The organism is Streptomyces sp. NPDC006450, assembly GCF_040612195.1.
Classification (GTDB): Bacteria; Actinomycetota; Actinomycetes; order Streptomycetales; family Streptomycetaceae; genus Streptomyces.
Window position 1 is genome coordinate 84677 of record NZ_JBEXPT010000006.1, and the last position, 19792, is coordinate 104468.

A 19792-nucleotide genomic window follows, 5' to 3' on the forward strand; every position below is an offset into this window, starting at 1 on the left:
CCGCTAGTGCTCTGACCGCATTGGTTCGCCGGGTTGGAGCGGCGCTTCCCTTGCGCCGAGCGGGCGCTCAGACGCTCAGGAACGCTCGTGCGAGGAACCGTCACGGGAGTGTGGAGGAGTCACCGGTGGTCGGATGAGCTCTGTCGTCGAGAGAGAACCAGCCTGCGTCGCTCCCGGTCGATCTCAGTAACGACGACTGTGACCTCATCGCCGGCCTGGACGACATCTGACGGGCTTTCCACGGGGGTCGATGTGAGCTCTCGCAGGTGGACCAGTCCCTCGATCCCGTCAGTGACCTGGACGAAGACGCCGAACGGGACCAGTTTGGTGACCCGTCCGTGCAGTTTCTGCCCCACCGCAGTGCGGTCGGCGAACGTTTGGAAGGGGTCCGGCTGTGTCGTCCGCAAGGACAGTCTGGCCTCCAGGTTCCATGTGTCGAACTGGAGGAACTCAGCTGAGACGCGCTGTCCGACCTGCACCACGTCGAAGGCGGTTTCGATGCGCCGCCAGGACAGTTCGGGGATCGTGATGAATCCGACGCCGGGGTAGACCGGGTGGCCGGGGCCGTCGTCCAGTGCCACGAACACACCGAAGGGTTCGATCGCTGCGACGGTGCCGGAAAGGATGTCGCCGCAGTGCAGTGATTCCAGGAAGGCCCAGAGCTCTGGGTTCTCGGTCGGTCCACCCATCATGCTCCCAGCCTTTCACAAGGAGCTGCGCACTGGGCGGGAGGGCGTCACACTGCAGTTCTGAGGGGTCGTCCGCCCCAGCGAATGCCCTTCTCACTGCGGATGCGGGCGCGTTCCTTCCGTTCGGCGGCGAGAACGTCGCGATGGCGGGCGTTGGCGTTGCGCCAGCGGAGGTATGCGTGCAGGGCCCGGGGCTGGACCGTGTGGTTGGGGTGGTTGGAGTTGGCGATGGTGAACTGCCTCAGAGGTCCGAAGTGGGCTTCTACCGGGTTGGCCCAGGAGGCGTAGGTCGGGGTGAAGCACAGCTCGACCTTGTTCTTCTGGGCCCAGCGCCGGATCTCGTTGCCTTTGTGGGCGGACAGGTTGTCCATGATCACGTAGATCGGTGCTCCGTCGGGACGGGCGGCGCGGATCGACTTCAGCGCGGCCAGCGTGTTCACGGAACCTTTCCTGCGGCGATTGACACCCCACAGGCGGTCGCCGCCGACGGAGTAGCAGCCGTGGAAGAACCGGACCCCGTGGGTGCGGTGATAAGTGGCCGGCAGCCGGTTGGGGTGTCCCTGGCCTGCCCAGCCCGAGCCCGTGGTGGGCCGGATACCAAGGGGGCCGAACTCGTCGAACGCGAAGACCCGGTCGGGGGAAGCGGTCCAGGACCTCCTCGATCCGGTCCAGTTTCACCTCGCGGTCCGGGTCTGGCGACTCCTTCCACGTCTTGGTCCGCTGGAATGTGACGCCGCGGCGGCAGAGGAGGCGTCGTAATGCCTCGCGGCCTATGCGGATGGTCCGGCCGTGGACTTTGCGCAGGTAGGCGGCGAGTTTGCGCAGTGACCAGCGGGTGAAGGGCTGGGCGAGTTTGGCAGGGCGGGTCGTGGCCGTCTGGATGACGAAGTCCTCGTCGTCAGTGCTGAGCAGGCGGGGACGGCCTCCCGCCCATCGAGGGTCCAGGCAGGCGAGGCCGATCTCGTTGAACCTGTGGATCACGTCCCGGACTGTGTCCTCGTCGGCCTGTACCAGCTGGGCGATCACAGGGACACGGTTCCCGCCGGCCGAGGCCAGCAGCATCATCGCGCGCCGGTATCGCACCGAACTCGTGCTGCCCCGGCGCACGATCTGCTGCAACCGCTGCCCCTCCTGATCAGTCAGCCTCCGCACGCGGACAGGCTCTGCCACCGCACCTCCAGCGATCGAATCGGACACCACCCCGCATCCAACCGTCACGACCACCAACCCGGCGAACCAATGCGGTCACAGCACTAGCCTGGCGCACCCTGCGCGCTGAACCGCGCGGTCACCTGTATGTGCCGTGGCAGAGGGGTCTGATGCAGGTCCTTCTGGCCGGGGTTGATCTTCTCGATCTGTTTCCAGAAGGTTCTGACCAGGAGGTTCGTCAGTCCCCGCAGGGTGGAGTAGTCGAGGTTCGCCGAGCGGCGGCGGATGTACTCGACCAGCAGGTCCCTCATCTCGCGGTTGTGGAGCTGGTGGTGGTCGACGGCTTCCTCGACGGAGACCTGCCCGCGGGTGACGGCCCCGCGCAGGCTGCGGGGTGCGGATGCCGGGAAGTGGCCCATCTCGTGGAGGATCGGCCAGCCAGGGTCCCGGCGAAGCTCGTCTTCTCCCCGGCCAGCTCGTGCTTGCGGGACTCGACGGCGTAGTGCAGCAGGCCCTCGGGGGTCAGGTCCTTCAGGTCGATGCCGAAGACAGTCAGCGCGCAGCAGACGTCGAACTTGGTCCGGGTCCGGCGGGCCTGGCTCATGGGCAGCTGGTCGGCCCGTCGGCAGAACTCCTCCAGCAAGGGGTCCTGGGCGACGCCGCGGAACCAGGGCGAGTAGTGGAAGAAGCGGTTGCAGCGGAAGCCCAGCAAGGTGGGACGCACCAGCCTCAGGGCGAACGCCTGGCCGGCCGCGCAGTTCAGTTTCATGCGCAGGGGTTTGTTGTCCCCGGCGTCGTCGCCGACAGGCCGTCCCTCGTCGTGGCCGGATGCCTCCCACCGCTCCTGCCACGTGTTCCCGGGGAAGGTGGCGAGGTGGCTGAGGAAGGCCCGCATGGGGACGCGTTGCTTCCACTTCAGGGCCTCGGACTGGGAGAAGTGGTCCGCCGCGACGTTGACGATGTCCTCCGCCGGCGCCGCGCTGAAGTTGCCCAGCGAGCGCGGCGGCCGGGACGGCGGCGGAGGCGGAGCCGGGAGGATCGCGGTCGGCTTGTAGATGCCGGTCCGGGCAGGCTCCTCGGCCTCGTGGCGGCGGACCCGGTTGGTGGTCGGGCCCTTGATCCGCATGCTGTTTCCGACCTTATTGCCCGGCACCGAACACCGCCTCGATGTCGTCCGCGGCGTACTGGGTCGGCCACGACACCGGCTGCACCGGCCGGGCGTAGTAGGCCCCGAGTTTGTCCAGCAGGTCGTCCAGGCCGACGGCCGTGTAGAGCTCGGTGGTGCTGATATGCGCGTGGCGCAAGATCGTCTGCACTTCGTGCAGCTTCAGCTCGGGGTCCCGGGCCATCCGCTTCGCGGCGGTGTGGCGCAGCACGGCGGATGGCATGTGGACTCGATGCCGGAAAAGCGTGGTTCCGCCACCGCACCGGACACTGTCCTGTCGGTGTGCGAGGTGCCCGACCCCGGCTCAGGTCTCCGCGGGCAGATGGATCGAGGCCAGTTTGGCTGGGTCGACGACGATGTGGATGCCAGTAATCCGCCCTTCGACGACGGTGAAGGCGATGAGGGAGAGAGGGGTTCCGTCGGGGCGCCAGGACAGGTGGCCGGGGATGCCGTTGACCAGCACGGGCCGATGGCGGGCGACCTCGCCGGAGAACATGCGGGCCCCGGAGGCGACCTTGGTGGCGCCGAGGGTGACGACCACGCCGTCGGAAGTGTCGACGGTCAGTTCCACGTTCGGGTCGAGGACACGCAGCAGTGCTTCGAAGTCCCCGCTGCGGGCGGCGGCACCGAATGCCTGGACGACCTCTCGGTGCTCGCGGCCGGAGCCCGCCCGACGGTCCGTGGCGTGGACCTTGCGGCGGGCGCGGCTGGCGACCATCTTGGTGGCGGCGGTGGACTTGCCCAGAATCCGGCCGATTTCGTGGAACGGGACTGCGAACATGTCGTGCAGGACGAACGCCAGGCGCTCGCTCGGGGTGAGCGAGTCGAGCACGACGAGCAGGGCGAGGCCGACCGAATCGGCCAGCGCCGCCTGCTCGTCCGGCGCGGGGTCATCGTCGGGTATCACCACGAGGTTCGCGAACTCCTGCTCGTAGGCGATTTCGGGGTGGGCTCGGCGGGATCTCAGAAGGTCCAGGCTGATTCGGCCGACCACCGTGGTCAGCCAGCCCGCCAGGTTGCCGATGGTCGCCGCGTCCTGCCGGACGAGGCGCATCCAGGCTTCCTGGACCACGTCCTCGGCGTCGGCGTGCGAGCCCAGCACGCGGTACGCGACGGCGCGCAGCCGATCGCGCTGGGCTTCGAACGCCGCGGTCACAAGGCCGGACGGGTGGGCGGTCACGGCTTCCGCTGCTGACGGAGCGAGACCCGGTTGCCGTCCGGGTCCACCGCCTCGATGCGGACCCCGAACGGGTAGTCCTCGGGCTCGGACTCTTCGAAGACGACGCCACGCTGACGCATGATCTCAAAGTCCTTTCGCAGATCGTCGGATTCGAGGATCAGCGGACCGGGAGCGCCCGCTCCCCCCGGCTGTCCCGCGGCCGCCGCATGCGACCACAGGATGATCTGCACCGGGCTGTCGGGAACCCCGACGGTGAGGAACCGTCCGTCGGGCCCCGGGAAGTCGAGCCGTTTCTCCAGGCCCAGCCCCTCGGTGTAGAACTCCAGTGCGCGGTCCTGATCGGTGACGTAGATCGTCACGTACATGATGTTGGTCAGCATCCTGCTCTCGATTCACTCGTTTGAACGACCGTTCGTATGCGGTCGTCGCTCTTATGACGAGTGCCGACGGGAGAAGGTAACAAGACCGGTCCGCGGGAGCGGAAACGCTGCGGGGCCCGTCCCCCAGCGGCCGACGCCCCGACGAGGCGGAGATCCCCCACTCCGAGACGGACAGGTGGAGCTCATCCTGCGCGGCCCGCTCCGCGGCGGTTCGCCGGGGGCCGCTGGCGACTCCTGGTCGGCGACGGCGGGGACTGGTCCGTGCCCGAGCGGGCGGCGCATGGTGCTCATCGCCGCAGTTTCGCAGGAGGTCTGACGACCCGTCCGAGGAGGGCGGCTACATCGGGCGCGGGTCAGGGGTCGCGTAGGTGATGCCGACATCTCCGGCGGTGGTCGCGGCGAGCGCCACGACCTTCCAGATCGCGGCAGGAACGCCGGCCCTCGGACCGTCGTATGTGTCGTTGAGCAGATCCACGGTCAACCCCGCGGACTTGCCGTCCGGCCCCTTGGCCGAGAACTTGACCTGTTCCACTATCCACGGTCCATCGTGGACAGCAACGAACTCCACCGAGGCGTGGTACGCCTCGAAGTCCTTGCCATTCTGGGTGAGGGTGAGAGTGCCCTGCTTAAGGTGGATGCCGACGTCAACCTTGGTCTCGTCCTGCACGATGACGGGTTCGCCGTTGGCGCTCAGGCCCATGGTGCTCTCCAAGGAGAAGGGGTTGGGGTTCAGCTGCTCAGCATTGCAGCTGACTGCCCCCGGAAGAGGGCGTCCAGCAACCGATCGTCACTGGTCGTTCGCGGAGTCGGCGTCTTCTGCTGGGAAGCCAGAGACCGACCTCAAGAACTCGGCGGACACGAAGTAGGGATTGTCGGCATCGCCCAGCACCTCGATCTGGACCGCGTCCCCGTCGCACTCCATCACGCGGTACTCGTCGCCGGCGCTCAGCCTCAGCCCGCTGCCGTCTTCGCCGTCGGAGGCGACCTCGAAGACCTGATCCTTCACCGCGCAGGGCACGTTCCTCTTCGCGAGAGCGGCCTTCGACGCTTTGACTGCCTTCTTCACTCCGGCTTCGGCACAGCGCAGGACCCCATAGCCACCCGTGGCGACCACGGACCCGACGATGATCGTGGCCTTGGCGGGCCCACCGAGGCTCTTGATAACCGTCGTTATCGTCTGGTAGCCACCGAGATTACCCATCCGCGTCTCCCCCACAGCCGTGTCCGGCGATCCTATCGACCGGCCTGCACCCGAACCGACCGTTCAGTAAACGATCCGTTTCTGCACACCCCCGCGACACGCCCGGGAGCCGGGTCCCCAGAGCAGTTCCGGTGTCGAACAAGGGTGTTCAGGAACTTCGGCGTTTCGACCCTGTCCTGTGCCATCGCACTTTGATCACGTGCCATCGGAACTTGAGCGATGGTCTGACTGCTGGCGGCGTAACCAAGATCAGGCCGAAGGCGTTCTCATTCTCATCGCCCCTGCGGTGGGACACGAACGAATGGAGCAACCTTGATGCGTGTGACAACGCTGGCAGCAGTCGCGGCACTGGCCGGCGCTGCGGTACTCGGCAGCGGTACGGCGGCCGCGGCGGACTCCGGGCCGTTCGACAACTCACCCGCGGTCGTCCCGATCGTGGACGTCCTGGCGGCCGCGGCGGACGGCGCGCCGATCGGCTTCTCACCCGCGGACGGCCCGATCGTGGGCGCCCTGACACCCTCGGCCATCAATTGCGTGGCTCCCTGGAAGCAGTGGGGCTTCGGCTTCCAGGACACCTACGCGGCGTGCAACACCACTGCACCAGTCGGCGACCGCTGATCCCACCGCTGTGCGGCAGCGGTGCGGAGCCCTCGCTCTGGGTGAAGACTCCGCACCGCTGCAGGACTCTGGGCCTCTGACCAGAGCGGTCAACCTTCGGTGGCACGTGATCAAAGATCGGTGGCACAGGACAACCCCGCGTAGCGCGCACCGGGCCGTGGTGTCGCCTTGCTCCTAAAATCGAACATGTGCGCTACTGAGGGTATGGCTCCGCTTTTCCCCCACGACTTGATCCGCCTCCAGTACGAGTGGATCCGCACCTACGAGGCGCTCGCCCGGCTCACCCCCACGCAGGGCGCCACCGAGCTGCGCCGCCGGCTCATCGAACTGTCCGAGGAGCTGGCCTCCCATCCCTACTGGGCAGCCCCCGGATCTACGCCCGCCACGCGCGCTGAGCTGGTGCGCCAGGCCCGCGCGTACGGGTGGGAGGAGGCGGCGTGATCCCGCTCAAGCCACGCGGCCTGCTGATCCTCGAGTCGATCTCCGGCTACATCACGGTGCACGGCCGGGGGCCCACGATCCGGAGATCGGGGTGATGGCGGGGTTGTCGAGCACGTCGTCCGTCGCGTTCCAGCTGGCCCAGCTGGAGAAGGCCGGTCTGCTGGTGAGGGGCACGCGGTCCTGGACCAGCGTGGAGCTCACCAGTACCGGGCAGCGACGGCTCGCCGCCGAGCAGAGCGTCGCGGCCGCGCCGGCAGCATCCGGTGGGGCGCCGGGGTGACGGCCGTGTTCTTGGTCGTCCTCCAGCATGCGGAGGGTGGTCCCGAGACCGTGGGTGAGTGGGCGGCCGAGGACACGGCGCGGCGTACTTACCGGCGATGGCTCGGTCTGTACGGCAGCACCGCGGTCATCCGGCTCATCGAGGAGACCGCCGTGGGACGGCAGGTGCTGCGGACGTGGACCGACCAGGGCGAGACCGTCACAGAGCCCGCATCGCGCAGCTGAGCCCCATCACGGTTCCGTCGCCCGACTTCCCAAGCCGGCGAGTGATGAGGGCTTCCGCTTCGGTGTGGCCCCGACCTCGTTGGCCCTCGCGGGTTCGGCGCGTTTTTCCGCAATCGGCCCGCAGCGGTGCGGACGTCACCGATAGCGTCGTAGCGCCAATCCGACAGTGGACGGGGAGGGGCCGATGCCGACGATGGTGGTGGGGTTCCGGCTGGGCAAGGCGGCGACCAGCCGGCAGGTGACGGTCCTGTTCACCGAGTCCGGGGTGCTGCACCGTTCCCACGGTGTGTACGGGCAGCCGCCCAAGCTCGATGCGCCGAAACTGCCGCTGCGCTACCTGCACCCCGGCCTGCCGTGGATCCAGGGCGAGCAGGTGCTGACCGGCCCGATCAGCGCCCTGCGCGGACACCACGCCACCGCCCTGAAGAACGGGTACGACGAGGTCCTCATCCCGCCGGCGTGCGTGCGCCTGGACGTGGCGGAGCGCCCGCTGCCACCGCGGGAGGACCCCCGCGCGCCTGCGCACCTCGAGCTGACCGAGGCGTTCCTCGGGTCCGCTCCCCACATCGCGCAGCCGCTGGACCGTGCTGTCGACGCCTTCCGTACCGCGCTCGGCCTCCCTGTCCGGATGCGGGACGTGACGTGGCGGCCGCGGCAGACGCCGGTCCCTCCCCGGATCGAGGCCATGCTCCGCACCCTCGCTCACGGCTCCGAGATCACCTCCCCGGGCCGGGCGCCCGTGGGCTGGAACGTCAGACCCGAAGCCGTCACGCTGCGCGCCGGCCGGACAGCGCAATCCCTCGACCGTCAGGACGTACTGGAGCTGCAGGCCGCCCTCACCGCGTGGCTGCGCCTCACGCAGCCACCGCCGTCGTAGCCGCCCACTTGCGGGACGGTCTTCCGCGCCGCTGTCCGGCGCAGTCGGGCGCGCGCCCGGCTGCCGGGCGGCGGACGCTGGCGGGGTGGAGTTTCCCGTGTCCGTCGCGCTGGCCGAGCCCGTCACGGTGCTGCCCGTGGGGCCGGGCTGGTGGTACGAGCCCAAGTTCGACGGGCACCGGACGGTGATCAGCGTGGCCGCCGAGACCGTGGTGCTGTACGCGCGGTCCGGCAGGTCGGTGACGTCCCCGTGGATGGATCTGGCTCTGGCGGCGCAGCGGGACCTTGTGCCTGGGACGGTGCTGGATGGGGAGGCGGTGATCTGGAGGGCGGGCCGGATCGACTTCTCGGCGGTACAGGCCCGGGCGGCCTCCACGCCGGCCCGTTCCCGCGAGCTCGCCCGGACCCTGCCCGCGTCCTACGCGGCCTTCGACCTGCTTGCCCACCCCGTCCTCGGCGACGTGCGCGGTAGGCCGTATGCCGAACGGCGGCGTCTGCTGCTCGAGGTGCTGGAAGAGGTCGGCCCCCCGATCCAGGCAGTACCGGCGACGGATGACCGGGACACCGCTCTGGTCTGGTACGAGTCGCTTCAGGAGCAGGGCATCGAGGGCCTGGTGGCCAAGCGGGCGGTCTCCCCGTACCGGGGCGGCCAGCGCATCTGGCAGAAGATCCGGCATACGCAGACCGTCGACGCCGACGTGCTCGGGTACACCGGCACCGCGGCCCGCCCCCACCACCTCGTGGTCGCGCTTCCCGATGGACGCATCGCCCGCTCCCAGCGCCTCACCGCGGTGCTGGCCGGTCAAGTCGCCGCTGCTCTCCGGGGCGTGGCAGGCGCCGAGGCCCGTATGGAGGACGGCGAGATGTACCGGGAGGCGGTCGGCGCCCTGGTGGTAGAGGTCGCGGCGGGCACTACGCGGCACCCCGTGGTCACGGTGGTACGCCTCCACGACTGAGGTCCAACCAACCGCTAGAACATCCCGACCACATCGGCCAGCCAGTGACCCGCGGAATAAGTGCTGGTGTCTGTCGTGGGGAGCCAGATCGCGATGATGAGGCCGATTGGGGTGCCGATCCAGGCCAGCCGGCGCCACCCGAACCGGATGGCCTGGGTGAAGAAGAGGACCGTCAGGAGGATGGAGACCGAGCCCGCGATGATCAGCTTCCAGGGGGCTGACGCGGGTTGGGCGTACAGCCCTTCCACGAAGACGGAAGCCGGCAGGATCACGGCGAAGTTCAGCGGGATAGCCGCGGTGATCCATCTCAGAAGAGCGTGGGTCCCTGTGCTCGGTGCGGTACCGGTGTCTGCGCCAGTCCTGTCCGGCGGGACCCAGGGCGCGCCCTCTCCTGTCCCCTCGGATGCGGTCCGGGGAGGTTCTTCGCGGAAGACGTGGGGACGCTGGAAGGGGATATCCACGGAGCCGACCCGCGCGGGTGCGCTCTGGGAGGGCTCGTTGCTGGGCCCCTTCGGAGTATTCTGCGCGACCCGGTCCCACGCGTCCTCGAAAGCTTCCGACTCGAGCTCGGTGGCTCCGAGGGCGACGACCAGGCGCCGCAGCACGTCCTTGTCGGACAGGGCCCGGCCGGAGAGCCAGGCCGAGACGTGGATGGCCGTTTCCTCCCTCGCCGGGATTCCCGAGGGGTAGGCGGCGCTCTGCAGCTTGGCCAGCGGCCAGTGGTGGGCGCCGGCACGGACCCGTAGCGCGCGCAGCTGTTTGGCCACCGCGGCGGTGTTCGTGGCGTCGGCCAGGTCGGCCGCGAGGGAAGACATCGTCCCCTGGGGCCCGGCCGCGTTCGCCTGCCGGTACGGGGGCGCCGACGCCGTCTGGTGGTCCGCGTCGGAGACGGGAGGGCTGGCCGGCGCCGGGGCGGGGGCTGGGTTCCTCACGGGAGGAGGGCCCTCGTTCTTCATGGGTGAGGGCCCGGCTGAGAGCAGGGGGATGTCTTCGTTTTCGCTGGTCAGGTCACTGTCCAGCGTTGTCTTGGACAATGCAGACAGGGCCGGGGCGGCGGGCTGGACGGTCAGGGCCTGGACGTTTTGGGGGATGACCGTGCCCGTGATGACCGTGGGATCCTGCGCGTGGTGCGGGTCGGGCTCGAGGTGGGCTTGCTCGACGAGGTCGGCGATGGTCTCGTCCGCTTCCCTGCCCTCCTCGACGATGTGGTCGAGCTCGTCGTCGATGGCGTCCAACAGGACCTGCGGCGTGGGACCGGCCGGGGATACCGCGGGGAGGTCCGGCACGGTCAGTTCCTCGACCCGCTGCTGGAGCCGTGCGATCTGCTGCCGTGTCTCCAGAGCCTCCTTGGCCAGCGCCTGCTGGGCCTGCTCGGCGGTGTACCGGCGGTGCTGGGCCTTGTCCAGCTCGGTCTCGGTGCGCTCAAGCCGGCGGTGGGCCTGTTCGAGCTGGAGCTCCAGCTCCGTACGCTCCCCGGCCACGGCCAGGTGCAGCTGCGTCTGCACCGTGTTGATCATGGCTTCGAGCGTCGCGCCCATCTGCCGCAGGGTCGCGACCGTGTTGTTCGCCTTGGCGGCCTCGTCCTCGGCCCGGATCTTGCCTTCCAGCGCGTCGTAGAGCTGCTGATGCAGCAGCTGCACGCTGGAACCCGACTCTTCCGGCCGCCGGGACTCTTCGACCGCCGCGGCGCGCAGGGTCTTCCCGTCGTGGAGGAACGCGCGCCGCTTCACCTCGTCTTTGGCGAACAAGGTGCTGATGAGGCTGGTCAGAAGGGGGGCCGGAATGATCTCGGAGCCGTTGAGGTACTTCGCCCACGTGGCATGCCCGGCACCGGGTATGTCCTGGGCAAGCTGCCTGGTGGACCTCGGCTCGCTGATGCTGACCAGGAACTCGGCCAGCTTGTTCGCCTCCGGCCGGCCCACGAACGACCTCTTCCGCCCCGCCACGCACCCCTCCTTGTCCAGCCCAGACCCTCTTCGTCCAGACCTTCACCGCGCTGACCAGCATTGATGAATCATCAGTCCGTAGACACATCAGATCAGTTCGCAGTCTGGGATCACATCCCCTTCCGCACATCACCCTCGGGAGACTCGAACATGATCTGGGCCGGCCTCTACGACTTCCTCGTCCACGACGTCCTGGGGAACACCACAGCCACCGTCCTGCTCGCCGCGAGCACGTGGACGATCCGCAAGATCAAGGCGGCCCGAACCCGCAGGGACGACCAGACCGAAACGACCACCTAGAACAATGAACGGTTCCAGCGGAGTTCCTCCCGCAGCAGGTCCCCACTGCGCGAGGAGCTCCCGCCCATCCGCCTGCACGGTCAGGGCAGGTTCAGGCGGCGGGGGTCAGGACGGGGTCGATCCAGACGGCTTCGCCTTGCTTGACGGGGACGTCGCACTGGCCGGCTTTGAGGGTGATGCGGAACGCGCCTCGGACATCGACGTTGAACACGCCGACCTCCTTACCGGGCTCAGAGCGTCCATCGGCGACGACTTTGTCGTCGACCGTGATGATGAACTGCAGCGAGTAACTGGAGATCGTGTCGTCCGTGGCGCCGAAGCGGGTGACGAGGGTGGAGTACTTGCGGTCGAGCTGCCAGGTCGTTTCCGCGCAGTCCGAGTTGAGGGTGACGGGGTAAGTCACCAGGTTCACCTTGCGAGCGCCGGTCCCGTAGGGGCTGTAGGTGGTCTTGAGCGGGTTCATGGTGACCAGCGAGGTGGTCGGCCCCGTGGGCGGGGTGAACACCGGGCCGGGGCTCACGGTCGATGACGGGCCTGCCGACGGCGTACTGGCACTCGCCGACGGGCTGGGCGTCACGGTCGGGGTGGGTGTCGGTGTCGGTGTGGGGGTCGGGGAGGATACCGAGGGCTTGGAGTCCGCAGCGGACGAGGCGTCGTCCTGCGAGGCCCAGACCCCCGCGGCGACGCCCACACCCAGCAGGACGAGCGCACAGGCGGCGGCCAGGACGATCCGCCCGCGTCCCCGGCCCCGCACGGGCGCCGGCGGCAGGGTGGGCATCGGCGGGGCGGTGACGGGCGGAACCAGCTGGTGATGGTCCCCACCACCCGCCTCGGCGGCCTCCAGCAGCTGCAGATGGGCGCGGGTCCGGTCCAGATCCGCGACCAGATCCGCACGCCGCCGGTTCAACTCCGAGGCCTGCCGGGCCAGCGCCTCGCCCTGCTCCCGCAACTGCTCGACCGCCCGCGCGTCCTGGGCGTCCGCGCCCTGAAGGCGGGCGAGGTTCTGGCCGAGCTGCCGCTCGCTGTCGCGGACCGCGGCCAGCTCGATGCCCAGCTGGTTCAGGGCCCGCTCGCCGTCCAGCAGGCGCAGCAGCAGGGAGTTCTGGTCGCTGCCGCGGACGTCCGCGCCGAGCCGCACGAGGAGGTCCCGGTAGGCGTCGAAGACCTCTTGGCCCCGCTGCTCGCCGTGCTGGTCCCCGGTACGGCGGGAGACCTCGGTGAGCAGGTCCCGCAGGAAGTCCCACGCCGGCAGGTTCGCGCCCAGGACGTACTTGCGGATCGTGGAGTCCTTGTACGCGGGATACAGCTGCGCGAACTCCCGCGAGCTCAGCCCCGTCAACGTCAGGAGCGTACGGACGCGCTGTCCGAAGTCGGCGCGTAACCGGTCGCGTTCCTCACGCGGTACCGGCCCGGGCACACGTTCGGGCAACCCGTTCTCCCCGTGCTGTGTCACTGGTCCTCCCCCGCACCAGTACTGGTGCCCCACCCGACAGAAAACCCGCCCCACTGGCGCACTCGCCCACCAGCAGCGGGTCGGATCACTGTATGAGCATCACCCCGCCCGGTTCAGGGGAATGCCTGACAGCACGTCACCAGGCGCCTGCCTTGCCCGTATCTGAGCGGGATCCCGATCCACCGTCTGGAGGTTCGCCATGTCCCCGACCGCCATCCTCATCCTCGTGCTGCTCGCTCTCGCCGGCACGGGCATCACCTACACCGTCTACCGCAAGCCGGCACTCGGCACCGCCATGGTCACCGCCACCACCGTCCTCACCCTCCTCTACACCCTGCTCCGCACCTGACCGCAGCCGCACGGGCCGCAGGCGGAAGTGGCCATGCACCGGGGCAGGGCGTGCCGTTTCTGCGGTGAAACAGCACGCCCGCCTGGGTGACGGCCCCACCGTCTTCCTCCCGGCCAGGCTGGCGGAGCGGCTACAACCCTGGGCGTGATCAAGAACCTGCTGCGCCGCGGCCTGCCCGCGCTCGCCCTGTCCGTCCTGCCTCTGCTTGCCACCACCGCGCCAGCCAATGCCGCAGACGGCCCGGCCTCGGCCGCCACCCTGCCCTCCCGGGTCGAGACGGCGTCCCTGTTCGAGGGCATCGACCGGATCCCCGTGGCCGTCGAGTCCCGTGACGGCTATGTCCGCACCGCCTTCAAGCACTGGAACGCCGGCGCGATCGTGGACGACGGTTGCAACACCCGCGCCGAGGTCATCCTCGAAGAGGCCGTTGAGCGGCCCGAGATCGCGCCGGGCTGCAAGCTCGTCGGCGGGCGCTGGTTCTCCCCGTACGACGACACCTGGGTCACCGCCGCCTCCGGCCTCGATGTAGACCACCTGGTCCCGCTCGCCGAGAGCTGGGACTCGAAGTAGGCGATGTTGTGCTGGCTGCATCATTCCGCCTGGCCCGGTAGGGGCCCTGGCCTGGTCGGGAAGGGGGGGCGTGTCACTCGTATGGGTGACGGTGAAGCCTTCGGCTTCGGGTGATCTCGGTTCGACGCCACGATGTTGCATCTGATGCAACCGTTGGAGCGGGCGTGGATGCAGTTGATGTGCCGGGCTCGATGCGCTTGGTGATGCCGGGCAATGTTCGGGCCCTGGATCCGGCGCCGACGATGTTCGACGCGATGCTCGCGGGCTGGACGCGGCAGCAGCAGAGCCGCCTTCTGGCGCGGAAGACGATCGCCGACCGGATGAGTCTGGTACGCCGGTTCGCCCTGTTCAACGGCACGTACCCGTGGGAGTGGACCCCGGAGGACGTCGAGGCATACTTCTCCGCCCAGATGTCCGGCCCGTTGCCGCTGGCGCACTCCACGGTGCGTGGCCAGCAGAGCGACCTGCGCCTGTTCTGCACGTTCGTCACCGATGCCCGCTACGGCTGGGCGGCCGCCTGCATAGAGGAGTTCGGGCGAGCACCGGTCCAGGTTTGTCACGACTGGAACACCGCCGACCACGTCGCCGACTACGAGGGTCGGCCCGGACGCCGCGCCCTGACCTACGACGAACTCCAAGCTCTCTTCGACGCGGCGGACGAGCGGGTCGATTCCATCCGCAGGCGAGGTCGCAAGGGCGTGCTGTCGGCCTGGCGGGATGCCGTGTTGCTGAAGGCGGTGTACGCGTACGGGACCCGGAGGCGCGAGACCGCGATGCTGGACCTCCACGACCTTCGGCACAACCCGCGGGCGAAGGCTTACGGCAGGTTCGGCGCCCTGGAGGTCCGGTTCGGGAAGGCATCGCGGGGCAGCCCGCCCAAACGCCGCACGGTGCTCACCGTTCCGGAGATGGACTGGATCGTGCCACTGCTCACGGAGTGGACCGCCGAGGTCCGGACCGGGTTCGGGGTGGGTGGGCATCCGGCGCTGTGGGTGACCGAGCGCTGCGGTCGGATTAGCCTGCGACGCCTGGACGAGGTGTTCTCCCTGGTCCGGGATCTGGCGGGGCTGCCGGACGAGCTGGAACTGCACTGTCTGCGGCACACCTACATCACGCACCTGATCGAGTTCGGGTACCCGGAGCGGTTCGTCCAGGACCAGGTCGGCCACCGCTACGCGTCCACGACGGCGATGTACACGTGGGTGTCGGACGAGTACCGCAACCGGCTGTTGGAGGACTCGCTTCGCCGCCGCGCCGCCCGCGCGGCCACACGAGTGGGAAGGGAATCACGGTGATGAAGCAGATGGGGTTCCGCTGGAACCTGCGTCGCCTGATGGCCGCCCGCGACATGTTCCAGACGACCGACCTGGTGCCCAGACTCGCCGAGTACGGCATCCGTCTCTCCCGCGAGCAGGTGTACCGCCTGGTCACCCAGGAGCCGCAACGCCTGTCGATGGACACGCTCGCCGCGCTTTGCGGGATCCTGCAGTGCACGCCGGCCGACCTGATCGAGGTCGTCGAGGTCCGTAGCCAGGTCGTGAAACCGGCAGCGTCCGGCGAGAGCACCTCCCAAGCGGTCGCGCCGCCCGCGCGCCGGACCCAGATCCGCCGCCCCGAGGGCCTGTGACCACCGCCGTCGGTCAGGTCCCCGCTACCTGGGTCGAACTGGCCAAGATGCTCACCGCGTTCCTGCCGGAGCTCGGCCCCGAGACTGCCGCGGATGTAGTGGCCACGCTGACGCCCTCCGCGCGCGGCCGGATCCGCGCGCACCTGGGCAAGCATCCCGATGCCCTTGTCAGCGGCGCCTCCCTCGCGCCTCCCGCCGTGCAGAGACTGATCAGCGCCCTACGCGAGCAAGGCATCGAGGCCACGGCTCCGGCCTGCATGCGCTGTCGACGCGTCCGCCGGCTGCGCCGCCTTGTTCCCGGCGGCAGGGTGTGCCTGGGCTGCGAAGGCATCCTCGCAGCCCACGCCAACGTCGGCACCTGCACCGCCTGCACCCGGATCAGGCCCCGCCCTGTCGGCGACACCTGCACACCCTGCCGCTGTTTTCGGCGGGGTGAACGAGAGCCACGTGGGCGGTGGTTTCGGGAGCCGCTTTGGTCCATCCGTGCAGGAGATGGACAACGATGTAGGTCCATGATCGGCGGCGGGAATGGGAGCCACCCTGATCGAGTGATGTCGGGTTGGGAGTGTCTGCGACCGCGGATCGATGTAGGCCAGTAGTTTGGTGGTCTGGGCCCTGCCGGTCCGTGTCCCTGACAGGCGCGGTGCGGACGGGCCCGCCTCTTTGGTCGAGCCGGCCTGCCGAAGGACCGGTTCACGCGCTGTCAGCGGTGGATGGGATGATCCCCGCGGCGGGCGTGAGCACGTCGATGTCTCGACTGGGGGTAGCTCGGATGGAAGCTTGGCAGGATCTTTCAGCACTGGTGAAAGAGCGCCTGGAGGCCGTGTCGTCCAGTGAACGGGGCGTTTTCGCGGCTGGCGTTGCCGAGCGGTTGATGAGCTGGCACGAGGCCCTGCCGGAGGATGAACAGGCCGACTTCACCCTGAGCCTGCGCCCGCTTCTGAACTCGGTCTGGGAAGGCGCTCTCGGCGATTCGACGGCGTTCACCGCGATCAACCGCGGCGTGGCCGACTACATGCTCAGCGATTACTGCCACAACGACGGCCAGGACGGGCCTGACGACGCGGACGAGTCCGCCGCTGCCGCGACCCTCTATGCCGCGCATGCATACCTCTTCGGGTGCAAGGACTTCGCGGCCTGGGTCAGCGACCGGGGCGTCGAGGCCGTCGACCAGCACCTTCAGTACCTCGCCGAGCAGGAAGAGGAAGACCTTCCTGACCCGGACGAGGCACTGATCGCCGAGCTCCAGCGTCAGCTGCGGGACCTCGACCTCATCGCCGAGCGTGCGAAGGAACTGCGTCACGCCAAGTTCGGACTGCCCATCGACACGTCCATCCGACTCCGCGTCGAGTTGCGCACTCCTCTTTCCAGCCGGGACTAACCGGTAGAACTTCCCCGTCAGCCTCGTCGTTCGGCTTCAGTGATGCGGAAGCGGTAGGACTCGGTGCCGGTCTGGATGAGGGTGCAGCGGAAGGTGATCCGGTCGGCGATGGCCGCGCAGAGGCGGGGGTCGCCGAAGGTCTTGTCCCACTCGGCGAACGGGGAGTTCGTGGCCACGGCAGTCGCCTTGCATTCCTCGCGCTCGGTGAAGATCTGGAACAGCAGCTTGGCGCCCTTCTTGTCCAGGTTCAGATAGCCGAACTCGTCCAGGCAGAGCAGGTCGACCTTGCTATAGCGGGCGATCACCGACGACAGGCGGCGGCCAGCCTCCGCCTCGGCGAGCTCATTCACCAGGGCTGAGGTGCTGGTGTAGCGGACGGACAGGCCGGCCTCGGCGATCGCGGTGCCGACCCCGATCAGCAGGTGGGACTTGCCGGTGCCCGAGTCCCCGATCAGGACGAGCGGGCGGCCCTGCTGAACCCAGGACGGGGACTTGAGGTCGGCGACGACCTCGGGGCTGACGTTGGGGTTCTTGTCGTAGTCGAAGTCCTCCAGCCGCTTGGGGCGGGGGAAGCGGGCGGCGCGGACGAGTCGCTGCTGGCGGCGGACGTCCCGGTCGGCGATCTCGACCTGGAGGAGGTCCAGGAGGAACTGCTTGTAGGTGGCCTGCTCACGGCGGGCGGCGGTGGACAGCTCCACGAACCGCTCCCGGAAGGCCGGCAGCCTCAGGTCCCGGCAGGCCTCGTCGATCAGCGCGTCCTCGGGATCGCCTGGCAGGGGCATCCGCCGGGCCGGAACCTGATCGGTTGCCTCTTCGGTCTGGGTGGCGGTCATGCGCTCGTGCCCTTCCTCGTGGTGGCGGTGTTCTTCACCGGCATCAGCAGCCGGTCGTACTTGGACATGTCCGGCAGCGCGGAACGGGCGTCGGAGGGCAGGCGCCGGGTGTTCAGGGAGATCACCTTTGCCCCTTGATCTGCCGGTTCCACCAGCTCCTGCTCGACCGTCTCGTCCTCGTCGTCGGCCGAGCCGTTGTGCGCGTGGAGGTCGCTCTCGTCGGTGTCCTCGATGGCCTTGCGGGCCTCGATTGCCACGAGATCCGTACTGATCGAGCCGATCCTGACGACCGTGGCCATCCCGGCGATCACGGCATGCGCGGGCAGCTGACGGTGCAGCAGCAGGACCTCGATCAGCTGCCGGGTGCCTTCCCGGTCCCCGCACTTCTTCTTCGCCGCCGCCCAGAACGCCTCATGGGTCTTGGTGAACCCGCCTTCGGCCCGTGCCTGCGCGAGCGCGGACGCCCCGGCGAAGGCACCAGGCTTGACCAGCAGGATCTCCAGGTAGTGGTCCAGAATGTCGTGGAAGGTGTAGCGGCGGGTCAGCCTGGGGTGGCGGGCCACGACGTGACGGCCGTCGTAGATCCAGAGCTCGTTCGCCCGCAGTTTCACCCGTACCTTCAGGCCGATGAACTTCGCGGGGACCGAGTAGTAGCACTGGCGGACGGTGACCCGGCCGTTGCGATGGACCACCGGGGTCAGGTCGATCCCGCAGTCGTATTCGTCCGCGGGCAGCGGTCCCAGCAGGGGCCGTTCCTGTTCGAAGTCGAAGCCGATCGAGGTCGGCCGGCCGTGGACGTGCCGGGCATCCTCGGCGACGTCAATCGCCGCAAGGCGCTCGTTCAGCTCGGCCAGCGATTCGATCTCGGGCGGCGGGACCAGATGCTTGCGGCGGAACCTCCTGCCTTCGTGCTCGACGCCGCCCTTCTCGTGGGCGCCTTCCTCGCCAGGCGTGCAATAAAACGCCGAAAATCCATACCAAGATCGAAATGCGGCCCATCGGGCCGACTCGGTGCGTGAACGCCCGAACAGCACCTGCTTGACCGCGGGCTTGAGGTTGTCATACCGAATGTGGACCGACGGGACACCGCCCAGAGACTCGAACGCTTCCACGTGCCCTTCGAAGAACGCCTCCTGCGAGGCGGTCGCGAACACCCGGTGGACGGCCTTGCCGGAGTACGACATCCGGAGCGTGAACAGCACGCACTTGCGCCGCTGACCGGCCAGGTCAAGCCACACGTCCGCGAAGTCGACCTCCGCCTCCTCGCCCGGATTCTTGGACTGCGGCACCGTCCCGTCCAGGTGCCGGCGGCCCTCCTTGGCCTCCAGGACCAGTTCCGGACGGCGTTTGCGGACGTAGTCCCGCACCGTCGAGTACGCCGCGAGCTCGAAATCGTGCTCGGCCGCCAGACGTTCCCGGATCCGGTCGATGGTGTGTTTCTGCTTCGCCGGGGCCACCAGATCCGAGCGCAGCATCGCGTCGACGAAGCCCTTCACCGGCTCCAGCACACTCTCGCGCGGCGGCGGCTTCCTCCGCTTCGCCGGCACCGGACACACCAGCGCCTTCGCCACCGTGTTCCGCGACACGCGGTACCGCTGAGCCAGCACCCGGCCCGACACCGTCGGATCGAGCCGCTTGTCCCGGCGGATCCGCTCAAAGATCCACTCACGCGACCTGTACACACCGGTCTCCTGACATGACCGTGATCAACAAGCACAGAGTGTGAGGGGCCAATCAGCTCAATGCACTGATTACGCCAACAGCAGCATGTTCCACACCATCACACCGGGTGGCTCCCAAACTCACCGCCCAAACCCGCGGCTCTCGAAACGGCCGCCCCAGCGGCTCCACTTCACCCCGCTAGAAACACTGCCGCCAACGAGCCCAAGCCTCCACGCGCTCGTGCACCGGGTGCGGACGACCCAGCCACATGGACCCGTGCACCACCTGCCGGCCACGCCCGCCCGCCCCCTGCGCGCTGTGCTCGGCCAGTTCACCGGTCTGCGCCCGCTGGCCGCTCGGGCCGGTCTGCAAGCCCTGCTACGCGCTCGCCCGCCGCGAGCCCGGGCCGTGCCCCGGCTGCTCGGCGGTGAAGGTCCTGATCGCCCGCATCGGCGGCCAGAGGACCTGCGGCCCCTGCGCCGGCCACCCCGACCCGTACGCGTGCCCGCGCT

Annotated in this window: 24 protein-coding genes and 1 pseudogene; 11 read left to right on the plus strand and 14 right to left on the minus strand. The window is 68.8% G+C overall.

The features are described 5' to 3' along the window. Positions 1-119 precede the first annotated feature (119 nt). The 9 genes and pseudogenes from ABZY57_RS04375 to ABZY57_RS04415 form a co-directional block, all read right to left on the minus strand. Positions 120-692 carry a S1 RNA-binding domain-containing protein gene (locus tag ABZY57_RS04375; protein ID WP_356507991.1) on the minus strand — a complete coding sequence of 191 codons (573 nt, stop codon included), beginning with the start codon at positions 690-692 and terminating at the stop codon, positions 120-122. A gap of 44 nt (positions 693-736) precedes the next feature. Then, positions 737-1859: pseudogene (locus ABZY57_RS04380) on the minus strand (IS630 family transposase). A gap of 83 nt (positions 1860-1942) precedes the next feature. Then, positions 1943-2149 carry a hypothetical protein gene (locus ABZY57_RS04385; protein ID WP_356507993.1) on the minus strand — a complete coding sequence of 69 codons (207 nt, stop codon included), beginning with the start codon at positions 2147-2149 and terminating at the stop codon, positions 1943-1945. Continuing rightward, positions 2146-2964, minus strand: a complete 819-nt coding sequence (locus ABZY57_RS04390; RefSeq protein WP_356507994.1) for a hypothetical protein — start codon at positions 2962-2964, stop codon at positions 2146-2148. Before ABZY57_RS04390 ends, ABZY57_RS04385 begins: the two co-directional genes overlap by 4 nt. 13 nt (positions 2965-2977) lie before the next feature. Beyond that, entirely contained in the window at positions 2978-3226 is a 249-nt protein-coding gene (locus tag ABZY57_RS04395; RefSeq protein WP_356507996.1) for a hypothetical protein, read from the minus strand. Positions 3227-3307: 81 nt separating this feature from the next. Beyond that, positions 3308-4183, minus strand: a complete 876-nt coding sequence (locus ABZY57_RS04400; RefSeq protein WP_356507998.1) for a sigma-70 family RNA polymerase sigma factor — start codon at positions 4181-4183, stop codon at positions 3308-3310. Further along, entirely contained in the window at positions 4180-4563 is a 384-nt protein-coding gene (locus ABZY57_RS04405) for a VOC family protein (protein WP_356508000.1), read from the minus strand. The genes ABZY57_RS04400 and ABZY57_RS04405 overlap by 4 nt, the downstream gene beginning before the upstream one ends. A gap of 337 nt (positions 4564-4900) precedes the next feature. Beyond that, positions 4901-5263 (minus strand): hypothetical protein, encoded by a 363-nt coding sequence (locus tag ABZY57_RS04410; protein WP_356508002.1) that lies wholly within the window; start codon positions 5261-5263, stop codon positions 4901-4903. Positions 5264-5350: 87 nt separating this feature from the next. Then, a complete protein-coding gene (locus ABZY57_RS04415) occupies positions 5351-5764 on the minus strand; it encodes a hypothetical protein (protein WP_356508003.1) in 414 nt (137 codons plus the stop codon). A 315-nt stretch (positions 5765-6079) separates the two neighbouring features. Between ABZY57_RS04415 and ABZY57_RS04420 the strand changes: the two genes are divergently transcribed. Beyond that, the gene (locus ABZY57_RS04420) at positions 6080-6382 is read left to right on the plus strand and encodes a hypothetical protein (protein ID WP_356508005.1); all 303 of its coding nucleotides are present in this window, start codon (positions 6080-6082) and stop codon (positions 6380-6382) included. A gap of 204 nt (positions 6383-6586) precedes the next feature. Beyond that, positions 6587-6823: a hypothetical protein gene (locus ABZY57_RS04425; RefSeq protein ID WP_356508007.1), complete on the plus strand. Its 237-nt coding sequence runs from the start codon at positions 6587-6589 to the stop codon at positions 6821-6823. A gap of 51 nt (positions 6824-6874) precedes the next feature. Here ABZY57_RS04425 and ABZY57_RS04430 read toward each other — a convergent pair whose 3' ends face one another. Further along, positions 6875-7132, minus strand: coding sequence for a hypothetical protein (locus tag ABZY57_RS04430; protein ID WP_356508009.1), 258 nt, complete (start codon positions 7130-7132; stop codon positions 6875-6877). 21 nt (positions 7133-7153) lie between these two features. Here ABZY57_RS04430 and ABZY57_RS04435 point away from each other — a divergent pair, with 21 nt between their 5' ends. The 3 genes from ABZY57_RS04435 (at position 7154) to ABZY57_RS04445 (ending at position 9159) form a co-directional block, all read left to right on the plus strand. Continuing rightward, the gene (locus ABZY57_RS04435) at positions 7154-7327 is read left to right on the plus strand and encodes a hypothetical protein (RefSeq protein ID WP_356508011.1); all 174 of its coding nucleotides are present in this window, start codon (positions 7154-7156) and stop codon (positions 7325-7327) included. A 184-nt stretch (positions 7328-7511) separates the two neighbouring features. After that, positions 7512-8204, plus strand: coding sequence for a hypothetical protein (locus ABZY57_RS04440; protein ID WP_356508013.1), 693 nt, complete (start codon positions 7512-7514; stop codon positions 8202-8204). An 85-nt stretch (positions 8205-8289) separates the two neighbouring features. Next, on the plus strand, positions 8290-9159 hold the full coding sequence (locus ABZY57_RS04445) for a DNA ligase (RefSeq protein ID WP_356508015.1): 870 nt from the start codon (positions 8290-8292) through the stop codon (positions 9157-9159). Positions 9160-9173: 14 nt separating this feature from the next. Here the strand turns inward: ABZY57_RS04445 and ABZY57_RS04450 are convergent, their stop codons facing one another. Next, positions 9174-11105: a hypothetical protein gene (locus ABZY57_RS04450; protein WP_356508017.1), complete on the minus strand. Its 1932-nt coding sequence runs from the start codon at positions 11103-11105 to the stop codon at positions 9174-9176. A 150-nt stretch (positions 11106-11255) separates the two neighbouring features. Here ABZY57_RS04450 and ABZY57_RS04455 point away from each other — a divergent pair, with 150 nt between their 5' ends. Next, entirely contained in the window at positions 11256-11405 is a 150-nt protein-coding gene (locus ABZY57_RS04455) for a hypothetical protein (RefSeq protein ID WP_356508019.1), read from the plus strand. Between the two features lie 91 nt (positions 11406-11496). Here the strand turns inward: ABZY57_RS04455 and ABZY57_RS04460 are convergent, their stop codons facing one another. Continuing rightward, positions 11497-12744, minus strand: a complete 1248-nt coding sequence (locus tag ABZY57_RS04460) for an NPCBM/NEW2 domain-containing protein (protein ID WP_356508021.1) — start codon at positions 12742-12744, stop codon at positions 11497-11499. Between the two features lie 313 nt (positions 12745-13057). Between ABZY57_RS04460 and ABZY57_RS04465 the strand changes: the two genes are divergently transcribed. The 5 genes from ABZY57_RS04465 to ABZY57_RS04485 all read left to right on the plus strand — a co-directional run bounded on the left by ABZY57_RS04465 (position 13058) and on the right by ABZY57_RS04485 (position 16785). Then, positions 13058-13207 (plus strand): hypothetical protein, encoded by a 150-nt coding sequence (locus ABZY57_RS04465; RefSeq protein WP_356508023.1) that lies wholly within the window; start codon positions 13058-13060, stop codon positions 13205-13207. A gap of 144 nt (positions 13208-13351) precedes the next feature. Further along, positions 13352-13777, plus strand: a complete 426-nt coding sequence (locus ABZY57_RS04470; RefSeq protein ID WP_356508025.1) for a hypothetical protein — start codon at positions 13352-13354, stop codon at positions 13775-13777. Positions 13778-13941: 164 nt separating this feature from the next. Continuing rightward, positions 13942-15072, plus strand: a complete 1131-nt coding sequence (locus ABZY57_RS04475) for a tyrosine-type recombinase/integrase (RefSeq protein ID WP_356508027.1) — start codon at positions 13942-13944, stop codon at positions 15070-15072. After that, on the plus strand, positions 15069-15404 hold the full coding sequence (locus ABZY57_RS04480) for a helix-turn-helix transcriptional regulator (RefSeq protein WP_356508029.1): 336 nt from the start codon (positions 15069-15071) through the stop codon (positions 15402-15404). The genes ABZY57_RS04475 and ABZY57_RS04480 overlap by 4 nt, the downstream gene beginning before the upstream one ends. Positions 15405-16140: 736 nt before the next feature. Then, positions 16141-16785 (plus strand): hypothetical protein, encoded by a 645-nt coding sequence (locus ABZY57_RS04485; protein WP_356508031.1) that lies wholly within the window; start codon positions 16141-16143, stop codon positions 16783-16785. Positions 16786-16802: 17 nt separating this feature from the next. On the opposite strand, the gene istB is transcribed toward ABZY57_RS04485, so the two are convergent. Then, a complete protein-coding gene (gene istB / locus ABZY57_RS04490; RefSeq protein ID WP_356508033.1) occupies positions 16803-17618 on the minus strand; it encodes an IS21-like element helper ATPase IstB in 816 nt (271 codons plus the stop codon). Further along, positions 17615-19300, minus strand: a complete 1686-nt coding sequence (gene istA, locus ABZY57_RS04495; RefSeq protein WP_356508035.1) for an IS21 family transposase — start codon at positions 19298-19300, stop codon at positions 17615-17617. Before istA ends, istB begins: the two co-directional genes overlap by 4 nt. Positions 19301-19792: the final 492 nt, after the last annotated feature.